Source organism: Streptomyces sp. NBC_00271, from assembly GCF_036178845.1.
Classification (GTDB): Bacteria; Actinomycetota; Actinomycetes; order Streptomycetales; family Streptomycetaceae; genus Streptomyces.
On the sequence record NZ_CP108070.1, the window covers coordinates 11,014,944 to 11,041,264 of the forward strand.

Sequence of the window (26,321 nt, forward strand, 5' to 3'; positions counted from 1 at the left end):
GATCCTTCGGGTACTTGTCGGTGAACGCCATGGGCACGGCGGCCATGAGCGTCAGGGCGAGGACGTTTCTCGCGCTTCACGTGGTCTTGCGCCGCCACTGCGGTCCGACCTGGTCCCACTCACGCCCCCACTGGTCGTAGCGCCGCTGGTCGAGCCGCCACTGTGCGACGCGCCCGGCGGCGAAGGCCAGGCCGCCGAAGGCGACAGCGGCCGCGGCACCGAGACAGGCTGCCTCGGCGGCGGCCGCCGAGGCGGTCGGCGGCTGTGTGGTGAGCTGCTCCTTGCTGTTCAGCCAGACGACGACCCTCGAGCCGACCCGGTGGCCGTAGTCCACCATGGCTTGGCCGGTACGGGTCGAGCCGTCCGTCGCCGTCCAGCGGACCGTCGCTCGGACCCGGTCGTAGGGGGTATCCGCCCCGATCCCCACCGCTTGGGCCTTGCTCGCGACGAGGACGGCCTGGACCGGATGCCGCTCGTGCCGAAGCCGCGCGAAGGACGCGTCGGCGGCATGGGCCGTCAGCAGGCCGGTCAGGGTGCCGCCGATCGCCATGACCAGCCAGATGGCCAGCACGACCCAGGCCTCGACGAGGTCGTCGTGCCGTCGCAACGGATTGCTCCGCCACCGCCAGAGCAGCTGCCTCACACGCTTGGTCCTGCGCATCCGACCGCACCTCCTCATCGCCGTTGACTGGACGGTGCCATTGGGGAACGCGCGGCGGCAGGGGCCGACCAGGCGGCATCGCGCCCCCGCTCGGTCCCGCAATGGGGACCGATCGGCCCAAGCGGACGGGCGTCGTCGCCCTCAGGCTGGACATACAAGGCCAACCCGCGCGTGAGTAGGCCGCGCAGCGGCGCCCCACCAGCCAACCTCGGAGTCGGCGAGTCGACCGGGAGGGGTGGTCGCGCGCATCGGGGCGCTCGCACGCCGTAGTCCCCCGCCACCGGCGTCCGCCTGGCCCAGAAAGGGGTCGTCATGAAAGCACTCGTGTTCCACGGTTCCGGAAAGTCCGCGTGGGAGGACGTCGCGGACCCCGGTATCCAGGATGCCACCGACGCGATCGTCCGTGTCGACGCCGTCACGATCTGCGGAACCGACCTGCACATCCTCAAGGGCGACCTACCGGAGGTGCGCCCGGGAACGGTGCTCGGACACGAGGCCGTCGGGGAGGTCGTCGAAGTGGGAAGCGACGTCCGTACGGTCCGCCCCGGTGATCGTGTCCTGGTCTCGTGCATCACGGCGTGCGGCCGCTGCCGCTACTGCCGGGAGGGCTCGTACGGGCAGTGCCGTGCGGGCGGGGGCTGGATCCTCGGCCACTTGATCGACGGCACGCAGGCAGAGTACGTCCGCGTACCGCATGCGGATCTGTCGACGTATGCGCTGCGCGGCGCGGTGGACAGCAAGGACGCTGTGCTGCTGGCCGACATCTTCCCCACCGCCTACGAGGTGGGCGTGCTGAACGGGCGGGTACGGCCCGCGGACACCGTGGTCGTGGTCGGGGCGGGGCCGATCGGGCTCGCCGCGATCGCCACGGCACGGTTCTACACCCCGGAGAGGATCATCGCCGTGGATCTGTCCCCGGCCAGGCTGGACGCCGCCAAACGCCTCGGTGCCGACGCCGTCGCCTCGGCCGGGGACGAGGCGGAGCAGCTGGTCGCCGACCTCACCGAGGGACTCGGGGCCGACGTGGTCATCGAGGCGGTGGGGGTGCCGGCGAGCTTCGAGGCGTGTACGCGCATGGTGCGGCCCGGCGGGCACGTGGCCAACGTCGGGGTGCACGGCAAGCCCGCGACACTCCACCTCGAAGACCTGTGGATCAAGAACGTGACGATCACCACCGGCCTGGTCGACACGTACTCCACTCCCACCCTGCTGCGCATGATGGCCGCCGGACAACTCCCCACGTCGTCCCTGGTCACCCACACCTTCCCGATGGACGCGATGGAGGAGGCGTACGAGGTCTTCGCGCGGGCCGCGGACACCGGTGCGCTCAAGGTCGTCCTGGGCGGTCCGCAGCACGACGCCCTGACGATCAGGACGCCTTGACAGCCAGGACGCCTCGACAGGAGGAAGTGAACGGCCATGTGTGAACACACACCGTCGAACGCCGCGTCCGCCACCGCGGACAGCGCACAGGGCGACATCGGACGTCGCATCGCTCAGCGACGTGAGGAACTGGGACTGAGCCGGGAGGAGACGGCCTTCCGGGCGGGCACGGCTCCTGGCTACGTCCAGTACCTGGAAGAACAGTCCACCGCGATGCCCGGGACGGCCGTCCTCATCCGGCTCGCGGACGCGCTGAGCACGAGCGTGACGGCCCTGCGCGGAGGCGACGCCGATCTGCCACCCGGCGTGGGCCGAGCCGCCCTCCACCCGGAGCTGGTCGAACTCAGCGCCGAGGAATGCCGCAGCCGACTCTCCGGGCACGGTGTCGGCAGGATCGCGATGGACACCCCCGACGGGCCGATCGTCGTCCCCCTGAACTACACCGTGATCGATGATTCGGTCGTGTTCCGGACGACGCCCGACGCCGTGCCCGCCGCAGCCGTCGGGGCACATGTCGCCTTCGAGGTCGACCACATCGACGAGGCGCTCAGCCAGGGCTGGAGCGTACTCATCCGCGGCTTCGGCCGGGCCGTGACGGACCCCGACGCCGTACGTCGGCTGACGGAACTCGCCTACAGCCGTCCATGGGCGGGCGGTGAGCGTGACGTGTGGGTGCGCCTCGAGCCCACCGACATCACCGGGCGCCGAATCTCGGTGCGGTGACGTCATGGGTCGGGGTGCGATGACCTCATGGGTCGGTTGGGGCACCGAAGGGTGGCCGCTCTCAGGCCGACCTGGACCGAAGGGCCCTCGCCTCTGTCCCTCGCCCCTCACAGGATGAAACACGTACCGCTGTACCCCGTGACGGCTGAGCCCGTCCACCCCGTGAAAGTCGAACCCGGTGATGAATCCCAACGACGGCTTCCGTGAACTCGACCGCGAGGAGTGCCTGCGTCTGCTGGAGCGGGCACCGATCGGCCGCGTAGTCCACACGCGCCACGCCCTGCCCGCCGTCCTGCCGGTCAACTTCTGCCTGGACATCGACTACGCGGTACTGATGCGTACGTCCGCCGACTCGGAACTGGCCGCCGCGATCGACGGCGTGGTGATCGCCTTCGAAGCGGACGAGGTGGATGCGACGGCGCACTCCGGCTGGAGTGTCGTGGTCACCGGCCGCGCGACGGTGGTGACCGATCCCGTGGAGCACGGTCGGCTGACCAGGATCGGCCCGCGCTCATGGGTGGCCTCGCCCAAGGAGATCTTCATCCGCATCGAGCCCGAATTGGTGACCGGCCGTCAACTCGTCGCAGGGCGCACGGTCTACGGCGTCGACCTCTCCTCCTGAGCGGCTCCGCCACTCACAACGGCCCAGTGCGCCGTCTCCCCGTCGACCGGGGAGACGGCGCACTGGGCCGTTCGGGGCGACGCGCCCGGGACCAATGGCCCCCGTGGGGGACGAGTGGCCGCTGACCACGATCACGGCAGCCCAGCAGGATCGTTCCCGGATCGACTTTTCCGCAGCCCGTCCCCAGCGACCCGCGCAAGGAGCACAGCCATGTCCAGCACCCCAAGCAGCGGCGAGAAACCAACCCCCAAGGCGGCACTGGGCCTCCCCTCGGCGACCGCGCTCGTGATCGGCAGCATCATCGGCACCGGAGTCTTCGCGCTCCCCTCGGCCCTCGCACCGTACGGGCCGATATCGCTCGTGGCGTTCGGCGTCGTCACGCTCGGCGCGCTCGCCCTCGCAGTCACCTTCGGGGCGCTGTCGAAGCGCGTCCCGGCGAGCGGCGGGCCGTACGTCTACGCCCGTGAGGCCTTCGGCGAGTTCGCCGGCTTCCTCAACGCCTGGTCGTACTGGATCACCGCGTGGGCCGGGAACGCCGCCATCGTGGTGGCGTGGGTCGGATACGTCGAGGTGTTCGTCAACACCGGCCACCGTACGGCGATGTCGGTGCTCATCGCGCTGGTCGGGCTGTGGATCCCGGCCGCGATCAACCTCACCGGCGTACGGAACATCGGTGCCTTCCAAGTGATCACCACCGTGCTGAAGTTCATCCCGCTGGTCTTCATGGCCACGGTCGGGCTGCTGTTCGTGGACGCGCACAACTTCGGTTCCTTCAACGCCGGCGGCCAGTCGGCGATGGGCGCGATCTCGGCCGCCGCGGCCATCGCCCTGTTCAGCTACCTCGGCCTGGAGGCCGCCTCCGTGGTCGCCGGCCGGGTCCGTGAGCCCGGCCGCAACGTGCCGCGCGCCACCGTGTACGGCACCCTTGCCTGCGCGGTCATCTACATCCTGGGCACGCTCGCCGTCTTCGGCACCGTCCCGCACGGCGAACTCGGTTCCTCCACAGCGCCGTTCACCGACGCCGCCAACAACATCTTCGGCGGCACCTGGGCCGGTGACACGGTCGCGGTGGCTGCCATCATCTCCGGGATCGGCGCTCTCAACGGCTGGACCATGCTCTGCGCAGAGATGCCGTACGCCGCCGCCCGCGACGGACTCTTCCCCGGGGCCTTCGCGAAGCTGCGCGGCGAGAACGGCGTCCCGGTGTTCGGCATCGTCGCCTCCACCGTCCTCGCCTCGCTGATCACCGTGTTCAGCTACACCCGCTTCGACGACGTCTTCACCAAGATCGTGCTGCTGAGCGTGCTCACCGCCGTGATCCCGTACCTCTTCTCCGCCGCCGCCCAGCTGTACTGGCTGCTGGTCCGAGGCCGCGAGCACCTCAGCCCCCGGCGGCTGGCCCGGGACGCCACCGTCTCCGCGCTGGCGATGGCCTTCTCGTACTGGTCGATCCAGGGCAGCGGCTACCAGACCGTCTATTACGGACTGTTCGTCCTGCTGCTCGGACTACCGGTGTACGTGTGGCTGAAGCGCGACCGCGGGGAGTACGGCGAGACCGGCGGCGTGCGGCTCGCGGCCGCGCCCGGAGAGGTGCGGGCCGCGGAGACCGTCCTGACGGCCAAGCGACTCTCCCGAGGCCTGCCCACGAGCCGAACCGGCGGCTTCCGGAAGAGCCCCCTCAACCACCAGGACTGACCGCACCACTCCACCGCCCGGCATTCGTACGACCACAGGAGCAGCCACGCCATGAACACCTTCCACGTCGACTCCGAGGTCGGCCGCCTCCGCCAGGTGATCCTGCACCGCCCCGGCCTCGAACTCTCCCGGCTGACCCCGCGCAACGTCGACTCCCTGCTCTTCGACGACATCCTCTGGGCCAAGCGGGCTCGCGAGGAGCACGACGCCTTCGCCCAGGTCCTGCGCGACCACGGAGCCCGTGTGCACTACTTCGCCGACCTGCTGGCCCAGACCCTCGACGTCCCGGAGGCCCGTGACTGGCTCCTGGACCGGGTCGTCACCCGCGCGAGTGTCGGCCCTGCCCTGCTGGATCCGGTGCGCGCGCGCTGCGCCGAGCTGGACGGCGAGACCCTCGCCGGCTACCTGATCGGCGGCATGCTCAAGAGCGACCTGCCGCTCGCCACCCCGCACAGCCTGGTCTGGAACGCGCTCGACACCGACGCCTTCGCGCTCGCCCCACTGCCCAACCACCTCTTCCCGCGCGACAACTCCTGCTGGATGTACGACCGGTTGTCGGTCAACCCGATGGCCAAGCACGCCCGGCGGCGCGAGAGCCTGCACGCCGAGGCCATCTACCGGTTCCATCCGATGTTCGCCTCCGTCGCGCCCGAGCCGATCCTCGACGGCCCCGTGGGGACGCTCGAAGGCGGCGACGTGCACGTCCTCGGCAACGGCGCCGTCATGGTCGGCATGGGGGAGCGGACCACCGCCCAGGCCGTGGAGAACCTGGCCGGGCGGCTCTTCGCCGACGGCACGGTCACCCGGCTGATCGCCGTCCAACTCCCCGCCACCCGTGCGTACATGCACCTCGACACCGTGCTGACCATGCTCGACCGCGACGCCTTCGCCATCTACCCGGGCCTCGCCGACGCCCTGCGCTCGTGGACCCTGCGGCCCAGTGACGCCCACGCGACCGGCTTCGACGTCACCCCCAACTCCGACCTGGCGACCGCGCTCGCCGAGGCCCTCGACCTCGACAAGGTGCGGATGCTCTCCGCGCCGCAGGACATGGCGGGCGCCGAGCGCGAACAGTGGGACGACGGCAGCAACTTCCTCGCGCTCGCGCCCGGAGTCGTCGTCGGCTACGAGCGCAACGTCACCACCAACACCTACCTCCGCAAGCAGGGCATCGAGATCGTCACCATCGCCGGCGCCGAACTCGGCCGCGGCCGGGGCGGCCCGCGCTGCATGAGCTGCCCGATCGAACGCGACCCGGCCGACTGAGCGTCGCCGTCACCGACACGGCCGTACGCCCCGACGACACCCCGGCCCCTGCCCGCATCAGCCTCATCAGCGAGGAACCTCATGACCACAGACCTGCGAGGCCGCTCCTACCTGAGCGAACTCGACTTCACCGCCGCCGAGATCCACCACCTTCTCGACCTGGCCGCCGAGCTCAAGGCGGCCAAGCGCTCCGGCACCGAACAGCCCCGGCTGACCGGCAAGCATCTCGCGCTGATCTTCGAGAAGACCTCCACCCGCACCCGCTGCGCCTTCGAGGTCGCCGCCGCCGACCAGGGCGCCGCCACCACCTACCTCGGCCCCGGCGACACCCACGTCGGCAGCAAGGAGTCCATCGCCGACACCGCCCGCGTCCTCGGACGGATGTTCGATGCCATCGAGTACCGCGGCTCCGCCCAGTCGATCGTCACCGAACTCGCGGCCCGCTCCGGTGTCCCCGTCTACAACGGCCTGACCGACACCGCGCACCCGACCCAGAGCCTGTGCGACGTCCTCACCATGCACGAGCACAGCCCCAAACCACTGCAGGAAATCAGCTACTGCTATCTCGGCGACGCCCGCAACAACATGGGCAACTCGTTGCTGTCGATGGGCGCCCTGCTCGGCATGGACGTACGGATCGCCGCGCCCAAGGCGCTGTGGCCCGAGCCGGAGTTGGTCGGGTCGTGCCGCGCGCTCGGCGAGGGCAGTGGGGCCCGGATCACCCTCACCGAGGACGTCGAGACCGCTGTACGCGGCGCGGACTTCCTGCACACCGACGTCTGGGTCTCCATGGGCGAACCGGCCGACACCTGGCGCGAGCGCATCGAACTGCTGGCGCCCTACCAGGTCAATGCCAAGACGCTCGCCCTCACCGGCAACCCGGACGTCAGGTTCATGCACTGCCTGCCCGCCCTCCACGACCACAGCACCCGCCTGGGCCGCGAACTGCTCGACACCTACGGCCTCGACGGCCTCGAAGTCACCGACGAGATCTTCTCCTCGGCCGCCTCCGTCGTCTTCGACCAGGCGGAGAACCGGCTGCACACCATCAAGGCCGTACTAGTCGCCACCCTGGAGGACTGAGCCATGCGCATCGTCATCGCCCTCGGTGGCAACGCCCTGCTGCACCGCGGTGAACGCCCCGACGCGGCCGTCCAGGAAGCGAACATCGACCGGGTGACCACGGCGATCGCCGCCCTCGCCCAAGAACACGAGATCGTCATCACCCACGGCAACGGCCCCCAGATAGGGCTGCTCGCCGTCGAGAGCGCCGCCGACCCCGCCCTGAGCGCCCCCTACCCGCTGGATCTGCTCGGCGCCCAGACCCAGGGCATGATCGGCTCCCTGCTGGCACGCACCCTGCACGACGCCCTGCCCGGACGGCGGATCGCCGCGCTGGTCACCCACACCCTTGTCCGCGCCGACGACCCGGCCTTCGACCACCCCACCAAGTTCGTCGGCCAGGTGTACCCCTACGAGGTCGCCTCCACGCTCGCCCGAACGCGCGGCTGGCACATCGCCGCCGACACCACCGGCTGGCGCCGCGTCGTCCCCTCCCCGGCACCCGAACGCATCCTGGAGACCGACACCGTCCACGAACTGCTGAACAGCGGCACGCTCGTCATCTGCGCCGGCGGCGGAGGCGTCCCTGTCACCGCCGAGAAGGACACCGGCGCACTCACCGGTGCCGAGGCCGTCATCGACAAGGACCTCACCGCGGCGCTGCTCGCCGAGGACCTGAAGGCCGACTTCCTCCTCATCCTCACCGACGTGCCCTGCGTCTACGCCGGCTACGGCACCCCCGACCAGCGGCCCGTCCTCGGCGCGACCCCCGCCGAACTGCGCCGCGGCGGCTTCCCCGACGGCTCGATGGGTCCCAAGACCGAGGCCGCCGCCCGGTTCGTCGAACACACCGGGGGACTGGCCGCGATCGGATCCCTGGACGCCGCGTACGAGATCGTCCACGGCAGGTCGGGCACCCTCGTCAGGCCGGACCTGACCGTCGCGTGAACGCCCGTGACCAGAGGGCCGAACGGCCCTCGGCGAAGGCCGGACAGCCGGGGCACGGGCCCTGCCCGGCCCTCCCGTCGGCCACCACGTCGCACGAGTATCGAAAGGGAGACATTCCAGTGCGGAGCAAGGGAGAGAACCGGCGATGACAGCCACAGTGACAGCCGGAACGCGCGCCCCCGAGGCATGGCGCGGCTTCGCCGGGACGCGATGGCGCGAGTGCGTCGACGTACGCGACTTCATCCAGGCCAACTACACGCCGTACGAGGGCGACGGGGCCTTCCTGACCGGCCCGACGGACCGCACCCGCACCGTGTGGGACGAGGTCAGCGCCCTCTTCCCGGAGGAACGGCGCCGGGGGATCCTCGATGTCGACCCGGCGACCCCCTCGACGATCACCTCGCACGAGCCCGGGTACATCGACCGCGAGCGGGAGCTGATCGTCGGCCTGCAGACCGACGCCCCGCTGAAGCGCGCGATCATGCCGAACGGCGGCCTGCGGATGGTCGAGAACAGCCTGAAGGCGTACGGCTACGCGCCCGACCCCTTCGTCACCCGCGTCTTCGGCACCTACCGCAAGACGCACAACGACGGTGTCTTCGACGCCTACACCCCCGAGATGCGCGCCGCCCGCAAGGCCGGGATCATCACCGGACTGCCCGACGCCTACGGCCGCGGCCGGATCATCGGCGACTACCGGCGCGTGGCGCTGTACGGCACCGCACGGCTGACCGCGGCCAAGCGCGCCGAACGGGCCCTGCAGGACGCCGAGCCCTCGACCGAGCACGTCATCCGCGATCGTGAGGAACTCGCCGAGCAGATCAGGGCGTTGGACGAACTGACGCGGATGGCGGCCACGTATGGCTGTGACGTCTCCCGCCCCGCCACCACAGCGCACGAGGCCGTGCAGTGGCTCTACCTCGGCTATCTCGCCGCCGTGAAGGAGCAGAACGGCGCCGCGATGTCGCTCGGCCGCACCTCCACCTTCCTGGACGTGTACCTGCAACGGGACCTGGCGGAGGGAATCCTCGACGAGACCCGCGCCCAGGAGCTGGTCGACGACTTCGTGATCAAGCTGCGGATCGTACGGTTCCTGCGCACCCCCGAGTACGACGCCCTGTTCTCCGGCGACCCGACCTGGGTGACGGAGTCCCTCGGCGGCCTCGGCACGGACGGTCGGCCGCTGGTCACCCGCACCTCCTTCCGCTTCCTGCAGACCCTGTACAACCTCGGCCCGGCCCCCGAGCCCAACCTGACCGTGCTCTGGTCGCCCCGGCTGCCCACGGGCTTCAAGGAGTTCTGCGCCAAGGTCTCCATCGACACCAGCGCCGTCCAGTACGAGTCCGACGAGCTGACGCGCCCGCGCACCGGGGACGACACCGCGATCGCCTGCTGTGTGTCGGCGATGGCGGTCGGCAGGCAGATGCAGTTCTTCGGGGCACGGGTCAACCTCGCCAAGGCCCTGCTGTACGCGATCAACGGTGGCCGGGACGAGCTGACCGGTGAGCAGATCGCCCCCGAGGCGCCCGCGCTGACCGGGGAGTACCTGGAGTACGAGGAGTTGTCGACGGCGTACGACCGCATGCTGGACTGGCTCGCCGCGACCTACGTCAACACGCTCGACGTCATCCACTACATGCACGACAAGTACGCCTACGAGCGCATCGAGATGGCACTGCACGACCATCCGGTGCACCGCTTCATGGCCTGCGGCATCGCGGGTCTGTCGGTCGCCGCAGACAGTCTGTCCGCCGTCAAGCACGCTCGCGTGAAGGTGATCAGGGACGACACCGGCCTGGCCGTCGACTTCGAGACCGAGGGCGACTGGCCGGCGTACGGGAACAACGACGACCGTGTCGACACCCTCGCGGTTGGCCTGGTCGAGTCCTTCATGGCGAAGGTGCGCAGGCACCCGACGTACCGGGACGCCGAGCACACCCAGTCCGTACTGACGATCACCTCGAACGTCGTCTACGGCAAGCACACCGGCAACACCCCCGACGGCCGGCGCGCCGGACAGCCCTTCGCACCCGGGGCCAACCCCATGAACGGGCGTGACCGGCACGGTGTGGCGGCCTCCGCGCTGTCGGTCGCCAAACTGCCCTACGAGCAGGCGCGCGACGGCATTTCCCTGACGACGACGATCACCCCGGAGGGGCTGGGGCACGCGCCCGGCGAGCGGGTCGGGAACCTGGTCGGCATTCTCGACGCGTACACGGCATCCGGCGGCTTCCACATGAACGTCAACGTCCTGGACCGGACCACGCTGGAAGACGCGATGGAAAACCCCGCGAAGTACCCGGAGTTGACCATCCGTGTCTCCGGCTACGCCGTCAACTTCGTCCGTCTGACCCGTGAGCAGCAGCTCGACGTGATCGGCCGCACCTTCCACGGATCGCTGTGAGGGCTGTGAGGGCCATGGCGACCGGCCGGATCCACTCCTGGGACCTGTCCACCGGCGTGGACGGCCCCGGGACCCGGTTCGTCCTTTTCGTCAGCGGCTGCCCGCTCCGCTGCCTCTACTGCGCCAACCCCGACACCTGGCACATGAGGGACGGGAAGGAGGCCGCGGTCGAGGCGGTGATGGCCGAGATCGAGAAATACCGGGCCTTCGTCACCACGGCCGGCGGAGGGGTGACGGTCACGGGTGGTGAACCCCTGCTCCAGCCCGTGTTCACAGCCGAAATCCTGCGCCGCTGCAAGGAGGCCGGCCTGCACACCGCCCTCGACACCTCCGGGTTCCTCGGAGCTCGGGCCACCGACGAACTCCTCGCCGACACCGACCTCGTGCTCCTGGACATCAAGTCCTTCGACGTCCCTGCCTACCGGCAACTGACCGGCGGAGAACTGGCGCCCACGCTCAACTTCGCCACCCGCCTGGACCGCCTCGGCATCCCCACCTGGATCCGCTACGTCCTCGTCCCCGGCTGGACGGACGCCCCGGAGGCCGTCGCCGGCCTCGCCCGCTTCGTCGCGGGCCTCGGCAACGTCGACCGGGTGGACGTCCTGCCCTTCCACAAGCTGGGCGCCTCGAAGTACGAGGCCCTGGGGATCCCCTTCCCGCTGCGCGACACCCCGGTTCCCGAACCGGGGCTGACCGAGCGCGTGCGAGAGCAGTTCAGGGAGTGCGGGCTCGCCGCGTACTGAGAGGCAGCGCCGCCTGTGCTCCGGAACCGCGCGTGTGGCTGCCGGCCGCGTGGTCGGCGCGCAGGGACAGCGTTTCGCTCAGGTGGCTCAGGCGCCAGGCGATGGTGGTGAAGGGCGGCGGCCACGAATGCGGGTAGGGCGCGGCGTCGCGTCCCCAGTCTCCGGTGCCGGCCAGCAGGGTCGCGCGCGGCCCGGGTCCGTCCGTACGCCGCCGGATCGACCAGCAGCCCGGCACCGGCTCCCAGAAGTACTCCTCGTCGGTCATGGGCCCGACCTCGGTGTCCGTCTGACGCGCCGGCCTGCCAGAGACGGCAGAACGCCGCGTCTCATCTTCCGCGATCCCACGTACCGATCCCACCTACCGATCCCACGCACCGACGCCTCGCACCAAGTCCTCACACCGCTGACCGGATCGTTCCGGTGCCGGCCTGGATCAGGCCTGCGGATCCGGTATCCGGCCAGGTCAGAATGGGAGGCATGAACCGAGCCCTGATCGTGATCGATGTCCAGGAATCCTTCCGAGCCCGCCCGCTGTGGGAACAGATCGCCAACCCGAAGATCGCGGAACCGGTCAACCGTCTGGTGCGACTCGCCCGCGCCAACGGCGATCTGGTCGTCTGGGTCCTCCACACGGAGCCCGGCAGCGGCGGCGTCTTCGACCCGGCCCAGGGGCACGTCCGCCTGCTGGACGAACTGGAGCAGCCGCAGTCCGGTGAGCCGGTCCTGCACAAGACCTCCCACAACGCCTTCACCACCACCCATCTGCAACAACTGCTCACCGAGGCCGGCGTGCGCGAGCTGACGGTCTGCGGCATCCGTACCGAGCAGTGCGTGGAAACCACCACCCGGGTGGGAAGCGACCTCGGATACCGGATGGTCTTCGTCACCGACGCCACCACCACCAATCCGATCGGCGACCTGAGCGCCGACGCGATCATCGAGCGCACGGAGGCGGTCCTGCGCGACCGGTTCGCCCGGATCTCCACGGTGGCCGAACGGGAGGCGGAGCTGGGAGCATCCGAGGCGTGAGCCATGTCGTCTTCGTCCTCGTACCCGGCGTCCACCTGCTCGACCTCGCCGGACCGGCCCAGGTCTTCAGCATGGCGGGGGACTTCGGACAGCCCTACCGGCTGAGCTACGTCGCCGACCAGGAAGAGGTGCGCAGCGCCCAGGGCCTGCCGCTGGCCGCCCAGACCCAGTGGCCGGAGCTGAGCGCCGACGACCTGGTGGTGGTGCCGGGGTGGAGGGCGTCCACACTGCGCGGCGGCCCCGAGCTGAGCCGGTCCGTGCTGGAGCGGCTGCGCGCCCACCACACCGCCGGGGGCGCTGTCGCCAGCGTGTGTGCCGGGGCCGAGGCCCTCGGCCGCGCCGGGCTGCTGGACGGGCGCAGGTGCACCACGCACCACCACCTCCAGGACGAGCTGGCGGCCCGCCACCCCCGGGCGATCGTGGTGCGGGATGTGCTGTTCACCGCCGACGACCGGGTGGTGACGTCGGCCGGCATCGCCAGCGGCATCGACCTGGCGCTGCACCTGCTGGCCGTCCGCCACGGTCCCGCACTCGCCGCCCAGGTGGCGCGGGACATGGTCGTCTACGCCCGCCGCAACGGCCACGAGCCGCAGGCCAGCGCCATGCTCCGGCACCGGTCCCACCTCGACGACGCCGTCCATCGCGCTCAGGACCTCATCGACGCACGATTCGCCGAACCACTGCCGCTGGCCTACGTGGCCGCCAGCGTCGGCGTCAGCGAACGCACGCTGACCCGGATGTTTCACCGTGCCACAGGCGGCCTGACGCCGCTGCGCTACCAGCAGACCCTGAGGGTGGAACGCGCGGAGCACCTGATCGGCCACGGCACAACGGTGGAAGCCGCGGCCCGCGAGGTGGGCTTCCAGGACGTTCGGATGCTCCGCCGGCTGCGTTCCCGAGCGCCCTCCGAGACGGCGGGGTGAGCCTTCTCGCTCGGCACGGTCTTTCATCTGATCCCTCTGTGGATACTCCGCCCTTCAGGGCGGAGAGGAATCGGACTCCTGCGGAGCAGGGCAGGGAAGGACGATTCGCCGCCAGAGCGGATCGCCCTTCTCGCCCAACTTGCCGCAGACATTCGCAAGTTGGCGATAGTTTGTGAGCTGTGACCACTCACGTGAAGCGGGCCTTCAGGTACCGCTTCTATCCGACGGATGCGCAGGCGGCGGAGCTGTCGCGCACGTTCGGGTGCGTGCGGAAGGTCTACAACCTGGCACTCGCCGCGCGGACGGAGGCGTGGGTGACCCGTCAGGAGCGGGTCAGCTACAACCAGACGTCGGCGATGCTGACGGCGTGGAAGAAGACCGAGGAGCTGGCTTACCTGAACGAGGTGTCCTCGGTCCCCCTCCAGCAGACGCTGCGGCATTTGCAGGCAGCGTTCTCCCATTTCTTCGGCAAGCGGGCGAAGTACCCGCGGTTCAAGTCGCGGAAGAAGTCGCGCAGGAGTGCGGAGTACACCACCAGCGCATTTCGCTTCCGCGACGGTGAGCTGCGGCTCGCGAAGATGAGCGAGCCTCTGCGCATCGTGTGGTCCAGGTCGCTCCCCGAGGGGGTGAGCCCGTCCACGGTGACCGTGTCCCAGGATGCGGCGGGGCGCTGGTCCGTCTCCCTGCTGTGCGACGACCCCGGCGTCAAGCCGCTCCCTGAGAACGGGAATGCGGTAGGCATCGACGCCGGGCTGGAGCATCTTCTGACCCTCTCGACCGGGGAGAAGATCGCCAACCCCCGGCACGAGCGCCGTGACCGTGCCGCTCTGGCCAAGGCGCAGCGTCGTCTGGCGAAGAAGGAGAAGGGGTCGGCGAACCGGGCCAGGGCCCGGCTGAAGGTCGCGAAGATCCATGCCCGGATCGCTGACCGGCGCCGCGACACGCTGCACAAGCTGACCACTCGGCTCGTTCGTGAAAATCAAACGATCGTGATCGAGGACCTGACCGTGCGCAACATGGTCAAAAACCACCGGCTCGCCCGCGCCATCAGTGACGCGGCATGGAGTGAGTTCCGGAGCATGCTGGAGTACAAGGCCCAGTGGTCCGGGCGCGAAGTGATCGCGGTGGACCGGTGGTTCCCCTCCTCCAGGCTGTGCTCCGCCTGCAACACCCTGCAGGACACGATGCCGCTGCACGTGCGCACCTGGACGTGCGACTGCGGTATGACCCATGACCGCGACGTGAACGCGGCGCACAACCTTTTGGCCGCCGGGCTGGCGGTGACAGTCTGTGGAGCTGGTGTAAGACCTCAACGGAGTACTCCGGACAGGCAGTCGGCAACGAAGCAGAAACCCTGACGGCGCGAGCCGTAAGAATCCCCCTCCTTCAGGAAGGGGAGAAGTCAAGACCTAGGACATGACCCAGCGGCCGGCGGACGTGCCAGGCACCGCCGTCGGTGGTCGCCCCGCGCAGGCCGTGCAGGGTGTCCGGGCCTGTGAGCGCGGGGAGTCGGGAGTCCCGCAGAGAGGCGAAGGCGAAGGTGCGCGCCGGGTCCCAGTCGGTGGAGTGGCGCAGACGGCGGGCGAGTTGGGCGAAGCCGAGCGGGGCTGCGGCCATGACCCAGGCGTCGGGTGCCTCGGCAGTCAGCCTGCTGGCGGGGCGCAGCCAGGATGCGGCGGTCTCCGGCCAGTCCACCGACGCGAGGACCTTTCCGCCCCGCGCCTCCCACGCGGCGGCGAAGGCTTCGGCGGCCGCCAGGGAATCCGCATCGCGGCTGTGACCGATGGTCAGGGTCTCGATCCGTGACTTCGGAGCGGTCAACAGGCCGATGAGGGCCGAGAGTTCGGCCTCCGTGTGCGGAGTAGTCGCGGACAGGTCACCGAACTCGACCAACTCGGCGGCGCCGATCAGGGGTGAGCGGGACCGTTCTCGCTCGGCGCGGATGTTCATGGCGAGGCGCTGCTGCTTTCCCGGGTCGTTTTCCAGCGGGCGTACGCGCCGGGCAGGCAGACCGCGCAGGGCCGGTATCCGGCCGCGATCGCGGTGGCCTCGTCCGGAAAGAACACGCGGTGCTCGGCATAGTGGCCGCGGGCGATGGCCCGGAGGGCGGAAGGACAGTCGAGGCGCCCGTCGAGGCGCCCGCGCCGGTGTCCGCCGAGTGTGCCGGGCGTGCCGCTCCGGCAGAGCTGTCCGTCCGGGCCGAGCAGTGTGTACGCACGGTGCGCGGCGGCGGGCGTCATCGATCTCGATCCCTTCCTGTCCAAGGTCACCAGTGGTGTTGCACCCCCAACCTTGCGGCTTGTGGATCGCCTTGCCCGGCGGGATTCGGACGTCATGTTGTGGAGACGGCGGTGCCATGGCGCTGACGGAGACCGCCGCCCACGCCGACGGCGGATCCCGCGTCCTCCGCGTTTCCTAAGAAGCCTGGGTTGTCGGGGTTCCCGCGACGAGGCGTCGGACGGCCTCGACGACCGCGTCGCGGTGCTGTCGGGTCTGCTCGGCAGCCTGGTCGTTGGTGGCCATGGGGCTGGTGGGCATCCATGCGTTGGCGAGGGCGAGGGTGAAGACGAGCAGGTCTTCAGGGGTGAAGGTCGTGGTCAGCAGGCCGTCGGTCTGCGCCTGGGTGATCGCGGCGGTCTTCTGCCGCATGGAGGTTCCCAGCCCTTGCGGCTCGTGGTCGGTGCCCGAGCGTTCGAGGCGGTGCCAGGTGGCCAGCCGGAGCTGGTGCGGGTTGGCGAGGAGGAAGTCGAACAGGCGGCCCGCGTAGCCGGGCAGGTCCTCGGGCGTGAAGGGGACCTCGTCGAGGATGCGGGCGACATGTGCGTCCATGACGGCGTCGAACAACTGCTCCTTGTTGCCGAAGTACGTGTAGATGAGGGCTTTGTTCACCTCTGCCGCGGCGCCTATGCGATCCACTCGGGCACCGGCGATACCGCGGGCCGCGAACTCGTCCGTCGCGGCTTTGAGCAGGCGGGCCTTGGAGGCCTCGGAGTCCCGGGGGCGGGCCGGGGGCTGGTGCTGGGGCATGACCCCAGAATAGTGCAACTAACTGTTTATTTGACACGCCTCACGACCGGCCGCACCATATAAATGACTGTTTAGTTAGCAGGGCTCCAGCCCTGCGGCCAGCGCCATCCCGGAAGCGAAGACACCTCATGACCAAGACCTGGCTCATCACCGGCAGCTCCCGCGGCTTCGGCAGGGCACTCGCCCGCCACGTCCTCGACCACGGCCACCGCGTCGTGGCCACTGCCCGCCGCCCCGAACAGCTCAAGGACCTCGTCGAGCGCCACGGCGACCGGGTCCGCGCCGTCGCCCTCGACGTCACCGACCCGGCAGCCGCCCGCGCCGCCGTACAACTGGCCCTGGACGCCTTCGGCAGGCTCGACGTCGTCGCGAACAACGCCGGGTACGCCAACAGCGCCGCCATCGAGGACATGCCGGACGAGGACTTCCGGGCCCAGATCGAGACGAACCTGTTCGGCGTCGTCAACGTCACCAAGGCTGCCCTGCCCGTACTCCGCCGCCAGGGTTCCGGCCACTTCCTCCAGTTCTCCTCCATCGGCGGACGCGTGGGCGGATCACCGGGCCTGAGCGCTTATCAGACCGCGAAGTTCGCCGTCGAAGGCTTCTCCGAAGTCCTCAACGCCGAGGTCGGGCCCCTCGGTATCAAGGTCACCATCATCGAGCCCGGTGGCTTCCGTACCGACTGGGGCGGCTCGTCCATGACCGCCCTGCCCGTAAGTCCCGCCTACGAAGAGACCGTTGGCGCGATGAACCGCTACCGCGAACAGACCGCAGCCACCTGGCCCGGAGACCCGGCCCGGGCAGCCAAGATCATCACCGACCTCGTCGGGCTCGACGAGCCGCCGCTGCGCCTGCTGCTCGGCGCCGGAGCCGTCGAGATGGCGGCCGGTGCCTCCCGTAGCCGTGCCGCCGAAGCCGAGCGGTGGGCCGACATCAGCCGCTCGGCGGACTTCCCCGCGGGCGAATGACGGCGACGACGGGTCGGAGTACGCCCGACGGGCCGGGAGCGGTGACTCACGACATTGACGGCGGGGTGGTGGGGGTCGCCCGGTCGGAGTCGGACGGGGAGGGCTTCGCGCGGACCACGGCTTGATCGCCTCGCGGTCCGAACAGATGCAGGATTTCGACGGCGCTGGTGTTCGCAGGACCGAACCAGTGCGGTTCTCTGGTGTCGAACTCGGCCACTTCGCCCGGGTGGAGTGTGCAGTCCTGCGCTCCGAGGATGAGGCGCAGTTCGCCCGCGAGGACGTAGAGCCATTCGTAACCGTCATGGGTCACCAACACCGGCTCGCGGGGAGCCAGTACCTGCTTGAACACCTGCACCCGACCCGGGTACTGCGTCAGAGGCACAAGGACGCTGCCGTGACCCTTGCGCAAGGGCTTGAGATGCACCCGAGGATCACCGGTGGCCGGCGCGGCCACCAGCTGGTCGAGTGCGACGCGGTGCGTACGCGCGAGCGGGATGAGCAAGTCCAGAGTCGGGCGCCGCTTGCCCGACTCGAGACGCGACAGCGTGCTCACCGACATTCCGGTCGTCGCCGCGAGCGCCTCCAGCGTGAGCCCGCGGTCCCGGCGCAGCGTGCGCAGCCGGGGGCCGATGCCGTCGATGATCTGTTCCAGCTCCGCGTCCATGGGGTCCAGTTTGCAGCCTTCGCAAATTTGGTGGGCGGCGGGTGCGGTCCGGCCTGAGCCTTGCCGGGCAGCCCCTTCCGGACGTGAGAGGTACCAGGTGACCGCGACCACCCATCCCATTCAGCCACTTGACCCGATTCGGCCCGCTCTGAGCGCACGCAGACGCTGGACGGTCCTGGCCGTCTGCTGTCTGAGCATGTTCCTGGTGGGCCTGGACACCACCATCGTCAATGTCGGACTGCCGGCGATCGGGCACGGTCTAGGCATCGGGACCCGCAGCCTCGAATGGACCGTGGACGCGTACACGCTCGTCCTGGCCAGTCTCCTGATCTCCTCCGGCGCGCTGGCGGACCGGTTCGGACGCCGACGGGTGTTCCAGGTCGGCCTCGTTGTGTTCGGTGCGGCCTCGCTGGTCTGCGCGATCGCCCCTTCGGTGGGCGTGCTGATCGCGGCCCGCGCCGTCCAGGGAATCGGCGCCTCGATGCTCAGCCCCGTGGCTCTCGCGATCGTGGTCAACGCGATGCCCGACCCGAGGGAGCGGGCACAGGCGATCGGTGTCTGGGCGTCGGTCTTCGGGCTCAGCATGGCCGCCGGCCCGGTCACGGGCGGCGCCCTCATCGCGGGTTTCGGCTGGCGGTCGGTGTTCTGGATCAACACGCCGGTCATCGTGGCCGCCCTCGTGCTCAGCGCACTGTTCGTGCCGGAGTCCCGGGCACCGCGGGCACAGCGGCTCGACCTCCCGGGGCAGGCCCTGCTGACGGTGGTCATCGGCGTCTCGGTCGGCGTCCTCATCGAAGGACCGCGCATCGGTTGGGCGTCGCTTCCGGCGCTGGTCGCGTACGCGATCGCTGCCGTGGCGGCAGTCGGATTCGTGTCGGTCGAATCTCGCAGGAGCGAGCCGCTGATGGATCTACGGCTGTACCGGCATCCGGTCTTCAGCAGTGCCGTGCTGGGCGCGGTGGCGGTCTTCGTCGCCCTGAACGTGACGCTCCTGCTCAACACCCTCTACCTGCAACACGCCCGAGGATGGACACCACTGGCGGCCGGGGTGGCGACCTTGCCCATGGCTGTCGGAGCGACCGTCTGCGCACCCCTGTCCGGCCGCCTGGTCGGTCGTACCGGACCGCGGTTGCCGCTTGTCCTGGCCGGCGGTTTCATCACGGTGGGCGGACTCTGCCTGGTCGGGCTCGGCCAGTACACGAGCGTGCTCCTGCTCCTGTCGGCCTACTTGCTCATCGGCGTCGGGTTCGGCTTCGCCAACGCGCCGATCACCAACACCGCGGTGAGTGGCCTGCCTTCCACCCGTGCCGGCGTGGCCGGAGCGATCACGTCCACCGCACGTCAGCTCGGCTCCGCGCTCGGCATAGCCATCGCAGGCGGCCTGGTCGCGGGCACCGCTCCGGCGGGACTCGCACGCGCGTCCCGCCCGGGCTGGATCCTGGTCGCCACCTGCGGACTGTTCCTGCTCCTCGTGGCCCACGCGGCGCGGCCGAAGAAGGACACGAGCCGCCCCACCTCCCCGCGATCACGGTGAGCCGATTGAACCAATATCTGTGCTCGTGAAGTGAGAAAATGACGGAAGGTGCTACGAGTTTTCCTGCATCGACTGTATCGGCAGGCGGTGCGAGGTTGTTTATCGCACACGATCGATCGCAACGTGCTACTGTAGATCTCAGTTGCAGTTGTGGTTCCCGAAATCTTGCAAGTGCCCTCACCGGCTTCATCTGCTGGTGGCGCTCTTTTTCGGCTCCGGCGAATTTTCCGGCGGGATAATCATCACGGCGACGCGGAGTGCGCACAGTGCGGAACTCCGGACACCGTCCCGAAGGAGATTTGACATGGCTGCCGGTACCGTGAAGTGGTTCAACGCGGAAAAGGGCTTCGGCTTCATCGAGCAGGACGGCGGCGGCGCGGACGTCTTCGCCCACTACTCGAACATCGCCGCCCAGGGCTTCCGCGAGCTGTCAGAGGGCCAGAAGGTGACCTTCGACATCGCGCAGGGTCAGAAGGGCCCGACGGCTGAGAACATCGTTCCCGCCTGACGCTGACACGTACTTCGCAGCTGGGGCCCGCACCTTGGGGTGCGGGCCCCAGCTCGCCGCTTTCCGGGGCTCAGCCGCTCCGTCAGGGCCGTGGTGATGTCTCCCACGGCATGATCAGGGGCGCCGCTGCCCCGCCCCTGGGGAAGGCTCCACCGGATCCCCCCGGGGATGCTCCACCCCAACGCTCCGGACGTAATTCCGGCAAGGCCTCACTCACGGAATGCCCGATCTCACTGTCGAGATCGCGCTGCTCTCTTCGCCGGCGTATTCCGAGTGCATTCCCTGCCGATCCGGTTGATCCGGTTGATCCGACAGATCTGACTGATCCGATCCGACCGACCGATTCGGCTCCGCATCATTTTCGGCTCGTTCTTGCGATTCTCTGCGCTGTTCATTCGCTGCGGGAATTCCTTGATACGTGCCACATCAAGGAAGGTTCCACTTGAACCGCACGCGTACAAATGATCGTTTCGCCCGCACCCGATCCCGCACCGAAAATTCTGGTTCCCAAAGGGGCGGCAGCCGCTTCGGAGCCGCCTCCTCCGGCCGCTCCGGTGCTCCCAGCCGTGCGAAGGGTTACGGACGTCGACAGAGCACGCCGCAAGGTGAGTTCGCGCTGCCGACGACGATCACCCCCGCGCTGCCAGCCGTCGAGGCGTTCGCCGATCTCGCCCTGCCGACGCCGCTGCTGGCCGAACTCGGCCACGCAGGCGTGACCGTACCGTTCCCGATCCAGGCGGCGACCCTGCCGAACTCCGTCGCGGGCCGTGACGTACTCGGCCGTGGCCGCACCGGCTCCGGCAAGACGCTCGCCTTCGGTCTTGCCCTGCTGGCCCGTACGGCCGGTCGGCGCGCCGAGCCGCGGCTGCCGCTGGCCCTGGTCCTCGTACCCACCCGAGAGCTGGCCCAACAGGTCACCGACGCTCTCATTCCGTACGCCCGTTCCGTGCGACTGCGTCTGGCCACGGTGGTCGGTGGGATGCCGATCGGCAGGCAGGCCAGTGCGCTGCGCGGCGGCGCCGAGGTCGTCGTGGCGACGCCGGGCCGGCTCAAGGACCTCATCGACCGCGGCGAATGCAGTTTGGACCAGGTCGCCATCACCGTCCTCGACGAGGCCGACCAGATGGCCGACATGGGCTTCATGCCCCAGGTCACCGCGCTGCTCGACCAGGTGCGCCCCGAGGGGCAGCGGATGCTGTTCTCGGCCACCTTGGACCGTAACGTCGACCTCCTGGTCCGCCGCTACCTGACCGACCCGGTGGTCCACTCCGTCGACCCGTCCGCGGGCGCGGTCACCACCATGGAGCACCACGTACTCCACGTGCACGGCGCGGACAAGCAGCGGACGACCACCGAGATCGCGGCCCGCGAGGGCCGGGTGATCATGTTCCTGGACACCAAGCACGCGGTGGACCGGCTGACCGAGCACCTGCTGAACAGCGGCGTCCGTGCCGCGGCCCTGCACGGCGGCAAGTCCCAGCCGCAGCGCACACGGACCCTGGCCCAGTTCAAGACCGGGCATGTGACGGTGCTGGTGGCGACCAATGTCGCGGCGCGCGGGATCCACGTCGACAACCTCGACCTGGTCGTGAACGTGGACCCGCCCAGCGACCCCAAGGACTATCTGCACCGGGGCGGCCGCACGGCCCGCGCCGGCGAGTCCGGCAGCGTCGTCACCCTGGTGACGCCTCAGCAGCGACGCGACATGAGCCGACTGATGACTGCCGCCGGCATCACTCCCCAGACCACCCAAGTGCGCTCGGGCGAAGCCGAGTTGAGTCGCATCACCGGCGCCCAGGCCCCCTCGGGGATCGCGGTCACCATCACCGCGCCGGTCGTGGAACGTCCTCGGCGCGGCTCCTCTTCCCCGTCCCGGGGCCGGCGCGGCCGTACCGGCCAGGGCCGATCCGCCGGCGAGGCGGCACGCCGTACGCCGCGGCGGTCGTCCGCGGTTACAGCGGCGGCCTAGAACCTTCGTGATCGGAAGCCCCGCCCACCCATGCAGGAGGACCCCTTTGACGCTGGTTCAGACGCAGCAACGCCTGGTCGGTTCCGTTCCCACGACCGTGTTCGACGCCCTGGACACATCCGGACCGCGGGTCGGTGACGACATGACCGTCGAGGTGGCCCTGTTCCTCATGGCCAGTGCCCGCGTCGAGTACCTGCTCCTTTGCGACCAGGACGAACACTGCACAGGCTCGGTCACGCGGGCCCAACTCGCCGTGGTCCGTGACAGCCCCGCCTATACGGACCGGATGCGTGTACGGGACGTCCTCGGCGCCGGCGGATCGCACGGCCGTGGCCCGGGTGCCCTCGCCCTCACCGTCTCCCTCTGATCCGGCTGACCGTTCGGTATCAGCCCCGTTCCTCCCTCTCCCTTCTCCCTTCCCTGCGAGGCATCATGCGCTGCGTCATCGCCCGGTTCCCCTTCGACCTCACCAAGAGCGGGGTACTTGCCTCGATGAAGGGCGTCAAGCCGGAGCCCATCACGGGGGAGTCCGTGCTCATCGGCCGCCGCCACTACCCCGCCAAGCAAGTGGGCGTGGTCATCACCCGGCAGGACCCCCGCGACTTCACCAGCGGGGAGGTCACCCGGGCCATGACACGCCTCGGCTTCACCTGCCGAGGCGTCCAAGAGCCCACCCGGGAGTCCGCGACCGCCGTGCGGGCCCTTACGCCGTTGCAGACCGCGTCGGCGCTGCTCGGCAGCCCCGCGCCGCTGGGACTGTGAGAACCGACGGAAGCTGACACCAGAACAGCGAGGGGGCCCTGCCGACGCGCGTCGGCAGGGCCCCCTCGCTTGTCACCGTCCGGCCGACGGCTCCCGGCCGACCGGAGCGGTCCGGGTACGGCGCCTCACTGGTCGGAGTAGCTGAAGTCGCCCACCGTCCAGGCGCTGACGTCCTTGATCGCGACGCGGTACATTCCGCCCGTCTCGGGAATTCCGACGCTTCCCTGCAGGATCCGGGCGAGGTGGAAGTGCAGATGCGTGGGGGCCCCGCCGGGTTCGGGCCGGCCCACTGTCCGGTCGGCGGAGAAGACGTCGGAGAAGGGGCCCAGACGGTCCGAGTCCTTCAGGACCTCCGACACGCGCTCCCTCCACACGCCTTCGGGAGCCAGCCGCCCGGTGATGACGGCACCGCCGACCACCACGGTCAATGACATCTGATTGCTCTGCTCGGACTCCACCAGGGCGCAGAGATCCACGAGCAGCTCGTCAGGGTTCGACATGAGAGCCGATTCTATTCCGTGCGCGATCCGGGCGCTGGAGTCGGTCGACCGCCGCGTCCCTACTGCCACCTGCTCATATGGCCCGCACGACACAGAATATCGATGCCCTGAGCAACCTAAAATCTATGTTTGACAGAGTAGACATTGGGCTGTTGCGTGATTAGTGTTTCTCTCGTAGTGCAGAAGTTCGCAGGTCGGGGTGGCTGAGGAGTCTCGAAACCGAGCTGTCCGTAGGACGGGGACGAGACCGCCGGCCGCGCCGCCTGGCAAGCGAGTTGATTCAGCGGAGGTACGGAAGGAGCCGACGCCATCGGGATCACCCGGCCGACATGCACGAGGTCGGGTGCCGCAAGACCCCGGAATGGAAGGTGGTCCCCGGTCAAGCATCCGCGAACCCCGCATTCCCGCCCCCTCACAGGGGCCAGGTAGCGGAAACAAGAGGTCGGCAGAGCAGTAGCGCCGACAGATGGTGTTCAATTTCCTTCGGGGCCCTGGTGCCGTACGGCATCGGGGCCCCTCGACGCGTTGCACAACGAGGTGAAATGACAGCAGATACTCCACTGAGTGGTCGTCTGGACGACGACGACTACCCCGCGTACACGATGGGCCGGGCCGCCGAGATGCTCGGCACGACTCCCGGCTTCCTCCGGGCCATCGGGGAAGCCCGCCTGATCACTCCGCTGCGCTCGGAGGGTGGGCACCGTAGGTACTCCCGCTACCAACTTCGGATCGCCGCCCGCGCCCGCGAGCTCGTCGACAGGGGGACCCCGGTCGAGGCCGCTTGCCGCATCGTCATCCTCGAGGACCAACTCGAGGAAGCGCAGCGCATCAACGCCGAGTACCGTCGCGCCGCGAACGAGGTGTCCGACACTTCCGGTTCGGGCTGAGCGCGTACGGCCCCACCACGCATGCCCCACCGTGAGCGCCTCCACGGGATCGCGGTCGTGTTCCGTGGTGGGCCGCACAGCACAACGGAGTTGACGCGCCGTGTGGAGGATCACCCGTATGGGGCATTTGCCTCGTCGGCTCCGGGGCGGCCGAGGAGCTACTGGTCGCTCCGGCCGCTTCGGTCGCTGGGGTCGGTGCGGAGGTTGGCCGCCAACCGGGTGATGGTCTGGACCGCGAGCTCGGCGAAGTTCGAGCGGGCGACGATCGCGGTGGTCTCCCCTTGCCGACGGACACTGCGCAGGTCGCGCTGGACCTGGCGTGAGAGCTGATGGAGCTCGCCTTGGGCGGTGGCGAGTCGCTGCTCGGCGGCGCTGCGGATCCGACGGTGCTCACGTCGGGTGCGGGGGGCGCCCGAAGAGCTCGGTGTGGGCATGTCGGGGCTCGTTTCCGTGTGATGCGGCTGCGCCACCGGCACGGGGCGGATGCCGACGGCGTCGAGGTAGGTGGCGAGTGAGCCGAGGTCGGCCGTGCCGACCACGGCCGCGACGTATCCGTCCGGACGCACGAGCACCCACTGCCCGGACGACAGTCCGTAGGCGCTGTGGACATGGCCGCCGGTGTCGAGGATGTCGCCCCCGCCGCCGATGACGTGAAGGTGCAGGCCACTGCGCGGAGCCGGTGCCGGGGCATCGTCGACGTCGTAGCCGAGCAGGGTCCAGTGGGGCCCCTGGAACAGGCTGAACAAACGCGTGGGGAGGCCACCCGCGCCGGTCACGGGCGCGTCGGGCGCGCGGTCGCCGGCCAGGACGCCGTTGCCGCGGTCCGGACTGGTCATCGACAAGGGCGAGTCCAGGTAGCCGAGATCGAGCTGGCTCACCTCGCGGCCCCGGTGGGTGTCTCGGTTCTTGGCCGCTTCGAGCAGCCTCTCGGAGAGGCCGAGGACTGCCTCGGCGATCGGCCGACGCTCTTTCTCGTAGGTCGACAGCAACGATTCCGGGGCGCCGTCGAGCACGGCGGCGAGTTTCCAGCCGAGGTTGTAGGCGTCCTGGACGCTTGTGTTGAGGCCCTGTCCGCCGGTCGGCGGATGGCAGTGTGCCGCGTCTCCCGTCAGGAACACCCGCTCGCGCCGGTAGGTGTCGGCCAGCCGGGCGTTCATCTCGAACGCGGACGCCCAGGACACCGAACGGATCACGACGTCGTTCCGGCCGGCGCGTTCGCGGAAGAACGAGGTGAGACCCTCGGCCGAAAGGTCGATGTCGACATCGAACGGGATCGGGGCCTGGAGCTGGAACATGTCGGTGCCGTAGAGCGGGCACATCGACACCTGCGCCGCCGTGTCCTCGCCCCAACGGTGCCAGGCGTCCGACGAGACGCCATCGACCAGGACGTCCGCGACGATCGCCCGGACGCCGAGGGTCTTGCCGGGGAAGCCGATACCGAGGGCCTTGCGGACGAAGCTCGATCCACCGTCGGCGCCAATCAGGTACGAGGCCCGCACGGTCCGCTCGCCGTCAGGGGTCGCGATCCGGGCGGTCACGCCGTCGGCGTCCTGGTCGAAGCCGACGAGTTCGTGGCTGTAGTACGGGGCATGGCCGAGCTCGGTCAGTCGTTCCCGCAGCCGGCGCTCGGTGAGGAACTGCGGAACGAGCAGCGGGATCTGGTACGGCTCGTCCGGCGTCGGATCCGACATCTCGACGACGGCCTTGTCAACCGGTCCCTCGGCGGTGTGGAAACGCTGGACGGGGTACTCACCCCCGGAGGCGACGATCCGGTCGATCACGCCGAGGTCCTCGAACACCTCTTGGCTTCGGGGCTGAATGCCCTTGCCGCGGGAGCCGATGAACGGATGCGCCGCCTTGTCGATCAGCAGGAATCCGACATTCCGCCGGGCGAGGTCGATGGCGAGGGTTAATCCGGCCGCTCCCGTTCCGCAGATGATCACGTCAGTGTCCGAGATGTGAGTCATGGCTCAGCTCTCCGTCGGCAGTAGGTGTCCGAGCGGTTCGCACGCTCGGAGGCGACGCACCAAGGTTGGTACGTGG

General features: G+C 69.5%; 26 protein-coding genes and 1 pseudogene. 19 read left to right on the forward strand and 8 right to left on the reverse strand.

What is annotated here, in order from left to right; all coding sequences use genetic code 11:
• Positions 1-76: 76 nt before the first annotated feature.
• Positions 77-661 (reverse strand): Rv1733c family protein, encoded by a 585-nt coding sequence (locus tag OG798_RS50260; protein WP_328759577.1) that lies wholly within the window; start codon positions 659-661, stop codon positions 77-79.
• Positions 662-973: 312 nt separating this feature from the next.
• On the opposite strand from OG798_RS50260, the gene OG798_RS50265 reads away from it, so the two are divergent.
• The 9 genes from OG798_RS50265 to pflA all read left to right on the forward strand — a co-directional run bounded on the left by OG798_RS50265 (position 974) and on the right by pflA (position 11,507).
• Entirely contained in the window at positions 974-2,044 is a 1,071-nt protein-coding gene (locus OG798_RS50265; RefSeq protein ID WP_060897881.1) for a zinc-dependent alcohol dehydrogenase family protein, read from the forward strand.
• Between the two features lie 36 nt (positions 2,045-2,080).
• Positions 2,081-2,767, forward strand: a complete 687-nt coding sequence (locus OG798_RS50270; RefSeq protein ID WP_328759578.1) for a helix-turn-helix domain-containing protein — start codon at positions 2,081-2,083, stop codon at positions 2,765-2,767.
• Between the two features lie 181 nt (positions 2,768-2,948).
• On the forward strand, positions 2,949-3,389 hold the full coding sequence (locus OG798_RS50275; RefSeq protein WP_328760193.1) for a pyridoxamine 5'-phosphate oxidase family protein: 441 nt from the start codon (positions 2,949-2,951) through the stop codon (positions 3,387-3,389).
• 285 nt (positions 3,390-3,674) lie between these two features.
• The gene (locus OG798_RS50280) at positions 3,675-5,084 is read left to right on the forward strand and encodes an APC family permease (protein ID WP_240361545.1); all 1,410 of its coding nucleotides are present in this window, start codon (positions 3,675-3,677) and stop codon (positions 5,082-5,084) included.
• A 51-nt stretch (positions 5,085-5,135) separates the two neighbouring features.
• Entirely contained in the window at positions 5,136-6,350 is a 1,215-nt protein-coding gene (locus tag OG798_RS50285; protein WP_143629869.1) for an arginine deiminase, read from the forward strand.
• A gap of 81 nt (positions 6,351-6,431) precedes the next feature.
• Positions 6,432-7,433 (forward strand): ornithine carbamoyltransferase, encoded by a 1,002-nt coding sequence (argF, locus tag OG798_RS50290; RefSeq protein ID WP_060897884.1) that lies wholly within the window; start codon positions 6,432-6,434, stop codon positions 7,431-7,433.
• 3 nt (positions 7,434-7,436) lie between these two features.
• On the forward strand, positions 7,437-8,360 hold the full coding sequence (locus OG798_RS50295; protein WP_328759579.1) for a carbamate kinase: 924 nt from the start codon (positions 7,437-7,439) through the stop codon (positions 8,358-8,360).
• A gap of 145 nt (positions 8,361-8,505) precedes the next feature.
• Positions 8,506-10,764 (forward strand): formate C-acetyltransferase, encoded by a 2,259-nt coding sequence (pflB, locus tag OG798_RS50300; protein ID WP_328759580.1) that lies wholly within the window; start codon positions 8,506-8,508, stop codon positions 10,762-10,764.
• Positions 10,765-10,778: 14 nt separating this feature from the next.
• Positions 10,779-11,507, forward strand: a complete 729-nt coding sequence (gene pflA, locus OG798_RS50305; RefSeq protein WP_328759581.1) for a pyruvate formate-lyase-activating protein — start codon at positions 10,779-10,781, stop codon at positions 11,505-11,507.
• 31 nt (positions 11,508-11,538) lie between these two features.
• Here pflA and OG798_RS50310 read toward each other — a convergent pair.
• Positions 11,539-11,772 (reverse strand): annotated as a pseudogene (locus tag OG798_RS50310) (DinB family protein); the annotation flags it as partial.
• Positions 11,773-11,984: 212 nt separating this feature from the next.
• Here OG798_RS50310 and OG798_RS50315 point away from each other — a divergent pair.
• From OG798_RS50315 to OG798_RS50325, 3 genes are all read left to right on the forward strand, one after another.
• Positions 11,985-12,536, forward strand: a complete 552-nt coding sequence (locus OG798_RS50315) for a cysteine hydrolase family protein (protein ID WP_121418098.1) — start codon at positions 11,985-11,987, stop codon at positions 12,534-12,536.
• Entirely contained in the window at positions 12,533-13,459 is a 927-nt protein-coding gene (locus OG798_RS50320; RefSeq protein WP_121413547.1) for a GlxA family transcriptional regulator, read from the forward strand. The genes OG798_RS50315 and OG798_RS50320 overlap by 4 nt, the downstream gene beginning before the upstream one ends.
• 179 nt (positions 13,460-13,638) lie before the next feature.
• Positions 13,639-14,817 carry an RNA-guided endonuclease InsQ/TnpB family protein gene (locus OG798_RS50325; RefSeq protein WP_328759582.1) on the forward strand — a complete coding sequence of 393 codons (1,179 nt, stop codon included), beginning with the start codon at positions 13,639-13,641 and terminating at the stop codon, positions 14,815-14,817.
• Positions 14,818-14,845: 28 nt separating this feature from the next.
• Here the strand turns inward: OG798_RS50325 and OG798_RS50330 are convergent, their stop codons facing one another.
• The 3 genes from OG798_RS50330 to OG798_RS50340 form a co-directional block, all read right to left on the reverse strand.
• Positions 14,846-15,409 carry a hypothetical protein gene (locus tag OG798_RS50330; protein WP_328759583.1) on the reverse strand — a complete coding sequence of 188 codons (564 nt, stop codon included), beginning with the start codon at positions 15,407-15,409 and terminating at the stop codon, positions 14,846-14,848.
• Complete coding sequence (locus tag OG798_RS50335) at positions 15,406-15,699, reverse strand: Ada metal-binding domain-containing protein (RefSeq protein ID WP_328759584.1); 294 nt, start codon at positions 15,697-15,699, stop codon at positions 15,406-15,408. The genes OG798_RS50330 and OG798_RS50335 overlap by 4 nt, the downstream gene beginning before the upstream one ends.
• 175 nt (positions 15,700-15,874) lie before the next feature.
• Positions 15,875-16,486, reverse strand: coding sequence for a TetR family transcriptional regulator (locus OG798_RS50340; RefSeq protein WP_095850425.1), 612 nt, complete (start codon positions 16,484-16,486; stop codon positions 15,875-15,877).
• 128 nt (positions 16,487-16,614) lie between these two features.
• Here OG798_RS50340 and OG798_RS50345 point away from each other — a divergent pair, with 128 nt between their 5' ends.
• Entirely contained in the window at positions 16,615-17,454 is an 840-nt protein-coding gene (locus tag OG798_RS50345) for an oxidoreductase (RefSeq protein WP_095850424.1), read from the forward strand.
• 46 nt (positions 17,455-17,500) lie between these two features.
• Here the strand turns inward: OG798_RS50345 and OG798_RS50350 are convergent, their stop codons facing one another.
• Complete coding sequence (locus OG798_RS50350) at positions 17,501-18,118, reverse strand: helix-turn-helix domain-containing protein (protein WP_097228651.1); 618 nt, start codon at positions 18,116-18,118, stop codon at positions 17,501-17,503.
• Between the two features lie 97 nt (positions 18,119-18,215).
• Between OG798_RS50350 and OG798_RS50355 the strand changes: the two genes are divergently transcribed.
• From OG798_RS50355 to OG798_RS50375, 5 genes are all read left to right on the forward strand, one after another.
• Positions 18,216-19,652 carry an MFS transporter gene (locus OG798_RS50355; protein ID WP_328759585.1) on the forward strand — a complete coding sequence of 479 codons (1,437 nt, stop codon included), beginning with the start codon at positions 18,216-18,218 and terminating at the stop codon, positions 19,650-19,652.
• A gap of 304 nt (positions 19,653-19,956) precedes the next feature.
• Positions 19,957-20,160 (forward strand): cold-shock protein, encoded by a 204-nt coding sequence (locus OG798_RS50360; protein ID WP_030872951.1) that lies wholly within the window; start codon positions 19,957-19,959, stop codon positions 20,158-20,160.
• 442 nt (positions 20,161-20,602) lie between these two features.
• Positions 20,603-22,129: a DEAD/DEAH box helicase gene (locus OG798_RS50365; RefSeq protein WP_121413542.1), complete on the forward strand. Its 1,527-nt coding sequence runs from the start codon at positions 20,603-20,605 to the stop codon at positions 22,127-22,129.
• A gap of 46 nt (positions 22,130-22,175) precedes the next feature.
• A complete protein-coding gene (locus OG798_RS50370; RefSeq protein WP_121413541.1) occupies positions 22,176-22,496 on the forward strand; it encodes a CBS domain-containing protein in 321 nt (106 codons plus the stop codon).
• 65 nt (positions 22,497-22,561) lie between these two features.
• The gene (locus tag OG798_RS50375; protein WP_121413540.1) at positions 22,562-22,891 is read left to right on the forward strand and encodes an SCO5918 family protein; all 330 of its coding nucleotides are present in this window, start codon (positions 22,562-22,564) and stop codon (positions 22,889-22,891) included.
• Positions 22,892-23,016: 125 nt separating this feature from the next.
• On the opposite strand, the gene OG798_RS50380 is transcribed toward OG798_RS50375, so the two are convergent.
• The gene (locus OG798_RS50380) at positions 23,017-23,391 is read right to left on the reverse strand and encodes a hypothetical protein (RefSeq protein ID WP_054235795.1); all 375 of its coding nucleotides are present in this window, start codon (positions 23,389-23,391) and stop codon (positions 23,017-23,019) included.
• Positions 23,392-23,933: 542 nt separating this feature from the next.
• Here OG798_RS50380 and OG798_RS50385 point away from each other — a divergent pair.
• Entirely contained in the window at positions 23,934-24,278 is a 345-nt protein-coding gene (locus OG798_RS50385; RefSeq protein ID WP_095850419.1) for a MerR family transcriptional regulator, read from the forward strand.
• A 158-nt stretch (positions 24,279-24,436) separates the two neighbouring features.
• Here OG798_RS50385 and OG798_RS50390 read toward each other — a convergent pair whose 3' ends face one another.
• Positions 24,437-26,245, reverse strand: coding sequence for an FAD-dependent oxidoreductase (locus OG798_RS50390; RefSeq protein WP_328759586.1), 1,809 nt, complete (start codon positions 26,243-26,245; stop codon positions 24,437-24,439).
• Positions 26,246-26,321: the final 76 nt, after the last annotated feature.

Excerpts from the sequence above, each read along its gene's own strand:
- OG798_RS50260 (WP_328759577.1), bottom strand. The coding sequence starts at position 661 with ATGCGCAGGACCAAGCGTGTGAGGCAGCTGCTCTGGCGGTGGCGGAGC.
- OG798_RS50265 (WP_060897881.1), top strand. The coding sequence starts at position 974 with ATGAAAGCACTCGTGTTCCACGGTTCCGGAAAGTCCGCGTGGGAGGAC.
- OG798_RS50270 (WP_328759578.1), top strand. The coding sequence starts at position 2,081 with ATGTGTGAACACACACCGTCGAACGCCGCGTCCGCCACCGCGGACAGC.
- OG798_RS50275 (WP_328760193.1), top strand. The coding sequence starts at position 2,949 with ATGAATCCCAACGACGGCTTCCGTGAACTCGACCGCGAGGAGTGCCTG.
- OG798_RS50285 (WP_143629869.1), top strand. The coding sequence starts at position 5,136 with ATGAACACCTTCCACGTCGACTCCGAGGTCGGCCGCCTCCGCCAGGTG.
- argF (WP_060897884.1), top strand. The coding sequence starts at position 6,432 with ATGACCACAGACCTGCGAGGCCGCTCCTACCTGAGCGAACTCGACTTC.
- OG798_RS50295 (WP_328759579.1), top strand. The coding sequence starts at position 7,437 with ATGCGCATCGTCATCGCCCTCGGTGGCAACGCCCTGCTGCACCGCGGT.
- pflB (WP_328759580.1), top strand. The coding sequence starts at position 8,506 with ATGACAGCCACAGTGACAGCCGGAACGCGCGCCCCCGAGGCATGGCGC.
- pflA (WP_328759581.1), top strand. The coding sequence starts at position 10,779 with ATGGCGACCGGCCGGATCCACTCCTGGGACCTGTCCACCGGCGTGGAC.
- OG798_RS50315 (WP_121418098.1), top strand. The coding sequence starts at position 11,985 with ATGAACCGAGCCCTGATCGTGATCGATGTCCAGGAATCCTTCCGAGCC.
- OG798_RS50330 (WP_328759583.1), bottom strand. The coding sequence starts at position 15,409 with ATGAACATCCGCGCCGAGCGAGAACGGTCCCGCTCACCCCTGATCGGC.
- OG798_RS50335 (WP_328759584.1), bottom strand. The coding sequence starts at position 15,699 with ATGACGCCCGCCGCCGCGCACCGTGCGTACACACTGCTCGGCCCGGAC.
- OG798_RS50340 (WP_095850425.1), bottom strand. The coding sequence starts at position 16,486 with ATGCCCCAGCACCAGCCCCCGGCCCGCCCCCGGGACTCCGAGGCCTCC.
- OG798_RS50345 (WP_095850424.1), top strand. The coding sequence starts at position 16,615 with ATGACCAAGACCTGGCTCATCACCGGCAGCTCCCGCGGCTTCGGCAGG.
- OG798_RS50350 (WP_097228651.1), bottom strand. The coding sequence starts at position 18,118 with ATGGACGCGGAGCTGGAACAGATCATCGACGGCATCGGCCCCCGGCTG.
- OG798_RS50360 (WP_030872951.1), top strand. The coding sequence starts at position 19,957 with ATGGCTGCCGGTACCGTGAAGTGGTTCAACGCGGAAAAGGGCTTCGGC.
- OG798_RS50375 (WP_121413540.1), top strand. The coding sequence starts at position 22,562 with ATGCGCTGCGTCATCGCCCGGTTCCCCTTCGACCTCACCAAGAGCGGG.
- OG798_RS50380 (WP_054235795.1), bottom strand. The coding sequence starts at position 23,391 with ATGTCGAACCCTGACGAGCTGCTCGTGGATCTCTGCGCCCTGGTGGAG.
- OG798_RS50385 (WP_095850419.1), top strand. The coding sequence starts at position 23,934 with ATGACAGCAGATACTCCACTGAGTGGTCGTCTGGACGACGACGACTAC.
- OG798_RS50390 (WP_328759586.1), bottom strand. The coding sequence starts at position 26,245 with ATGACTCACATCTCGGACACTGACGTGATCATCTGCGGAACGGGAGCG.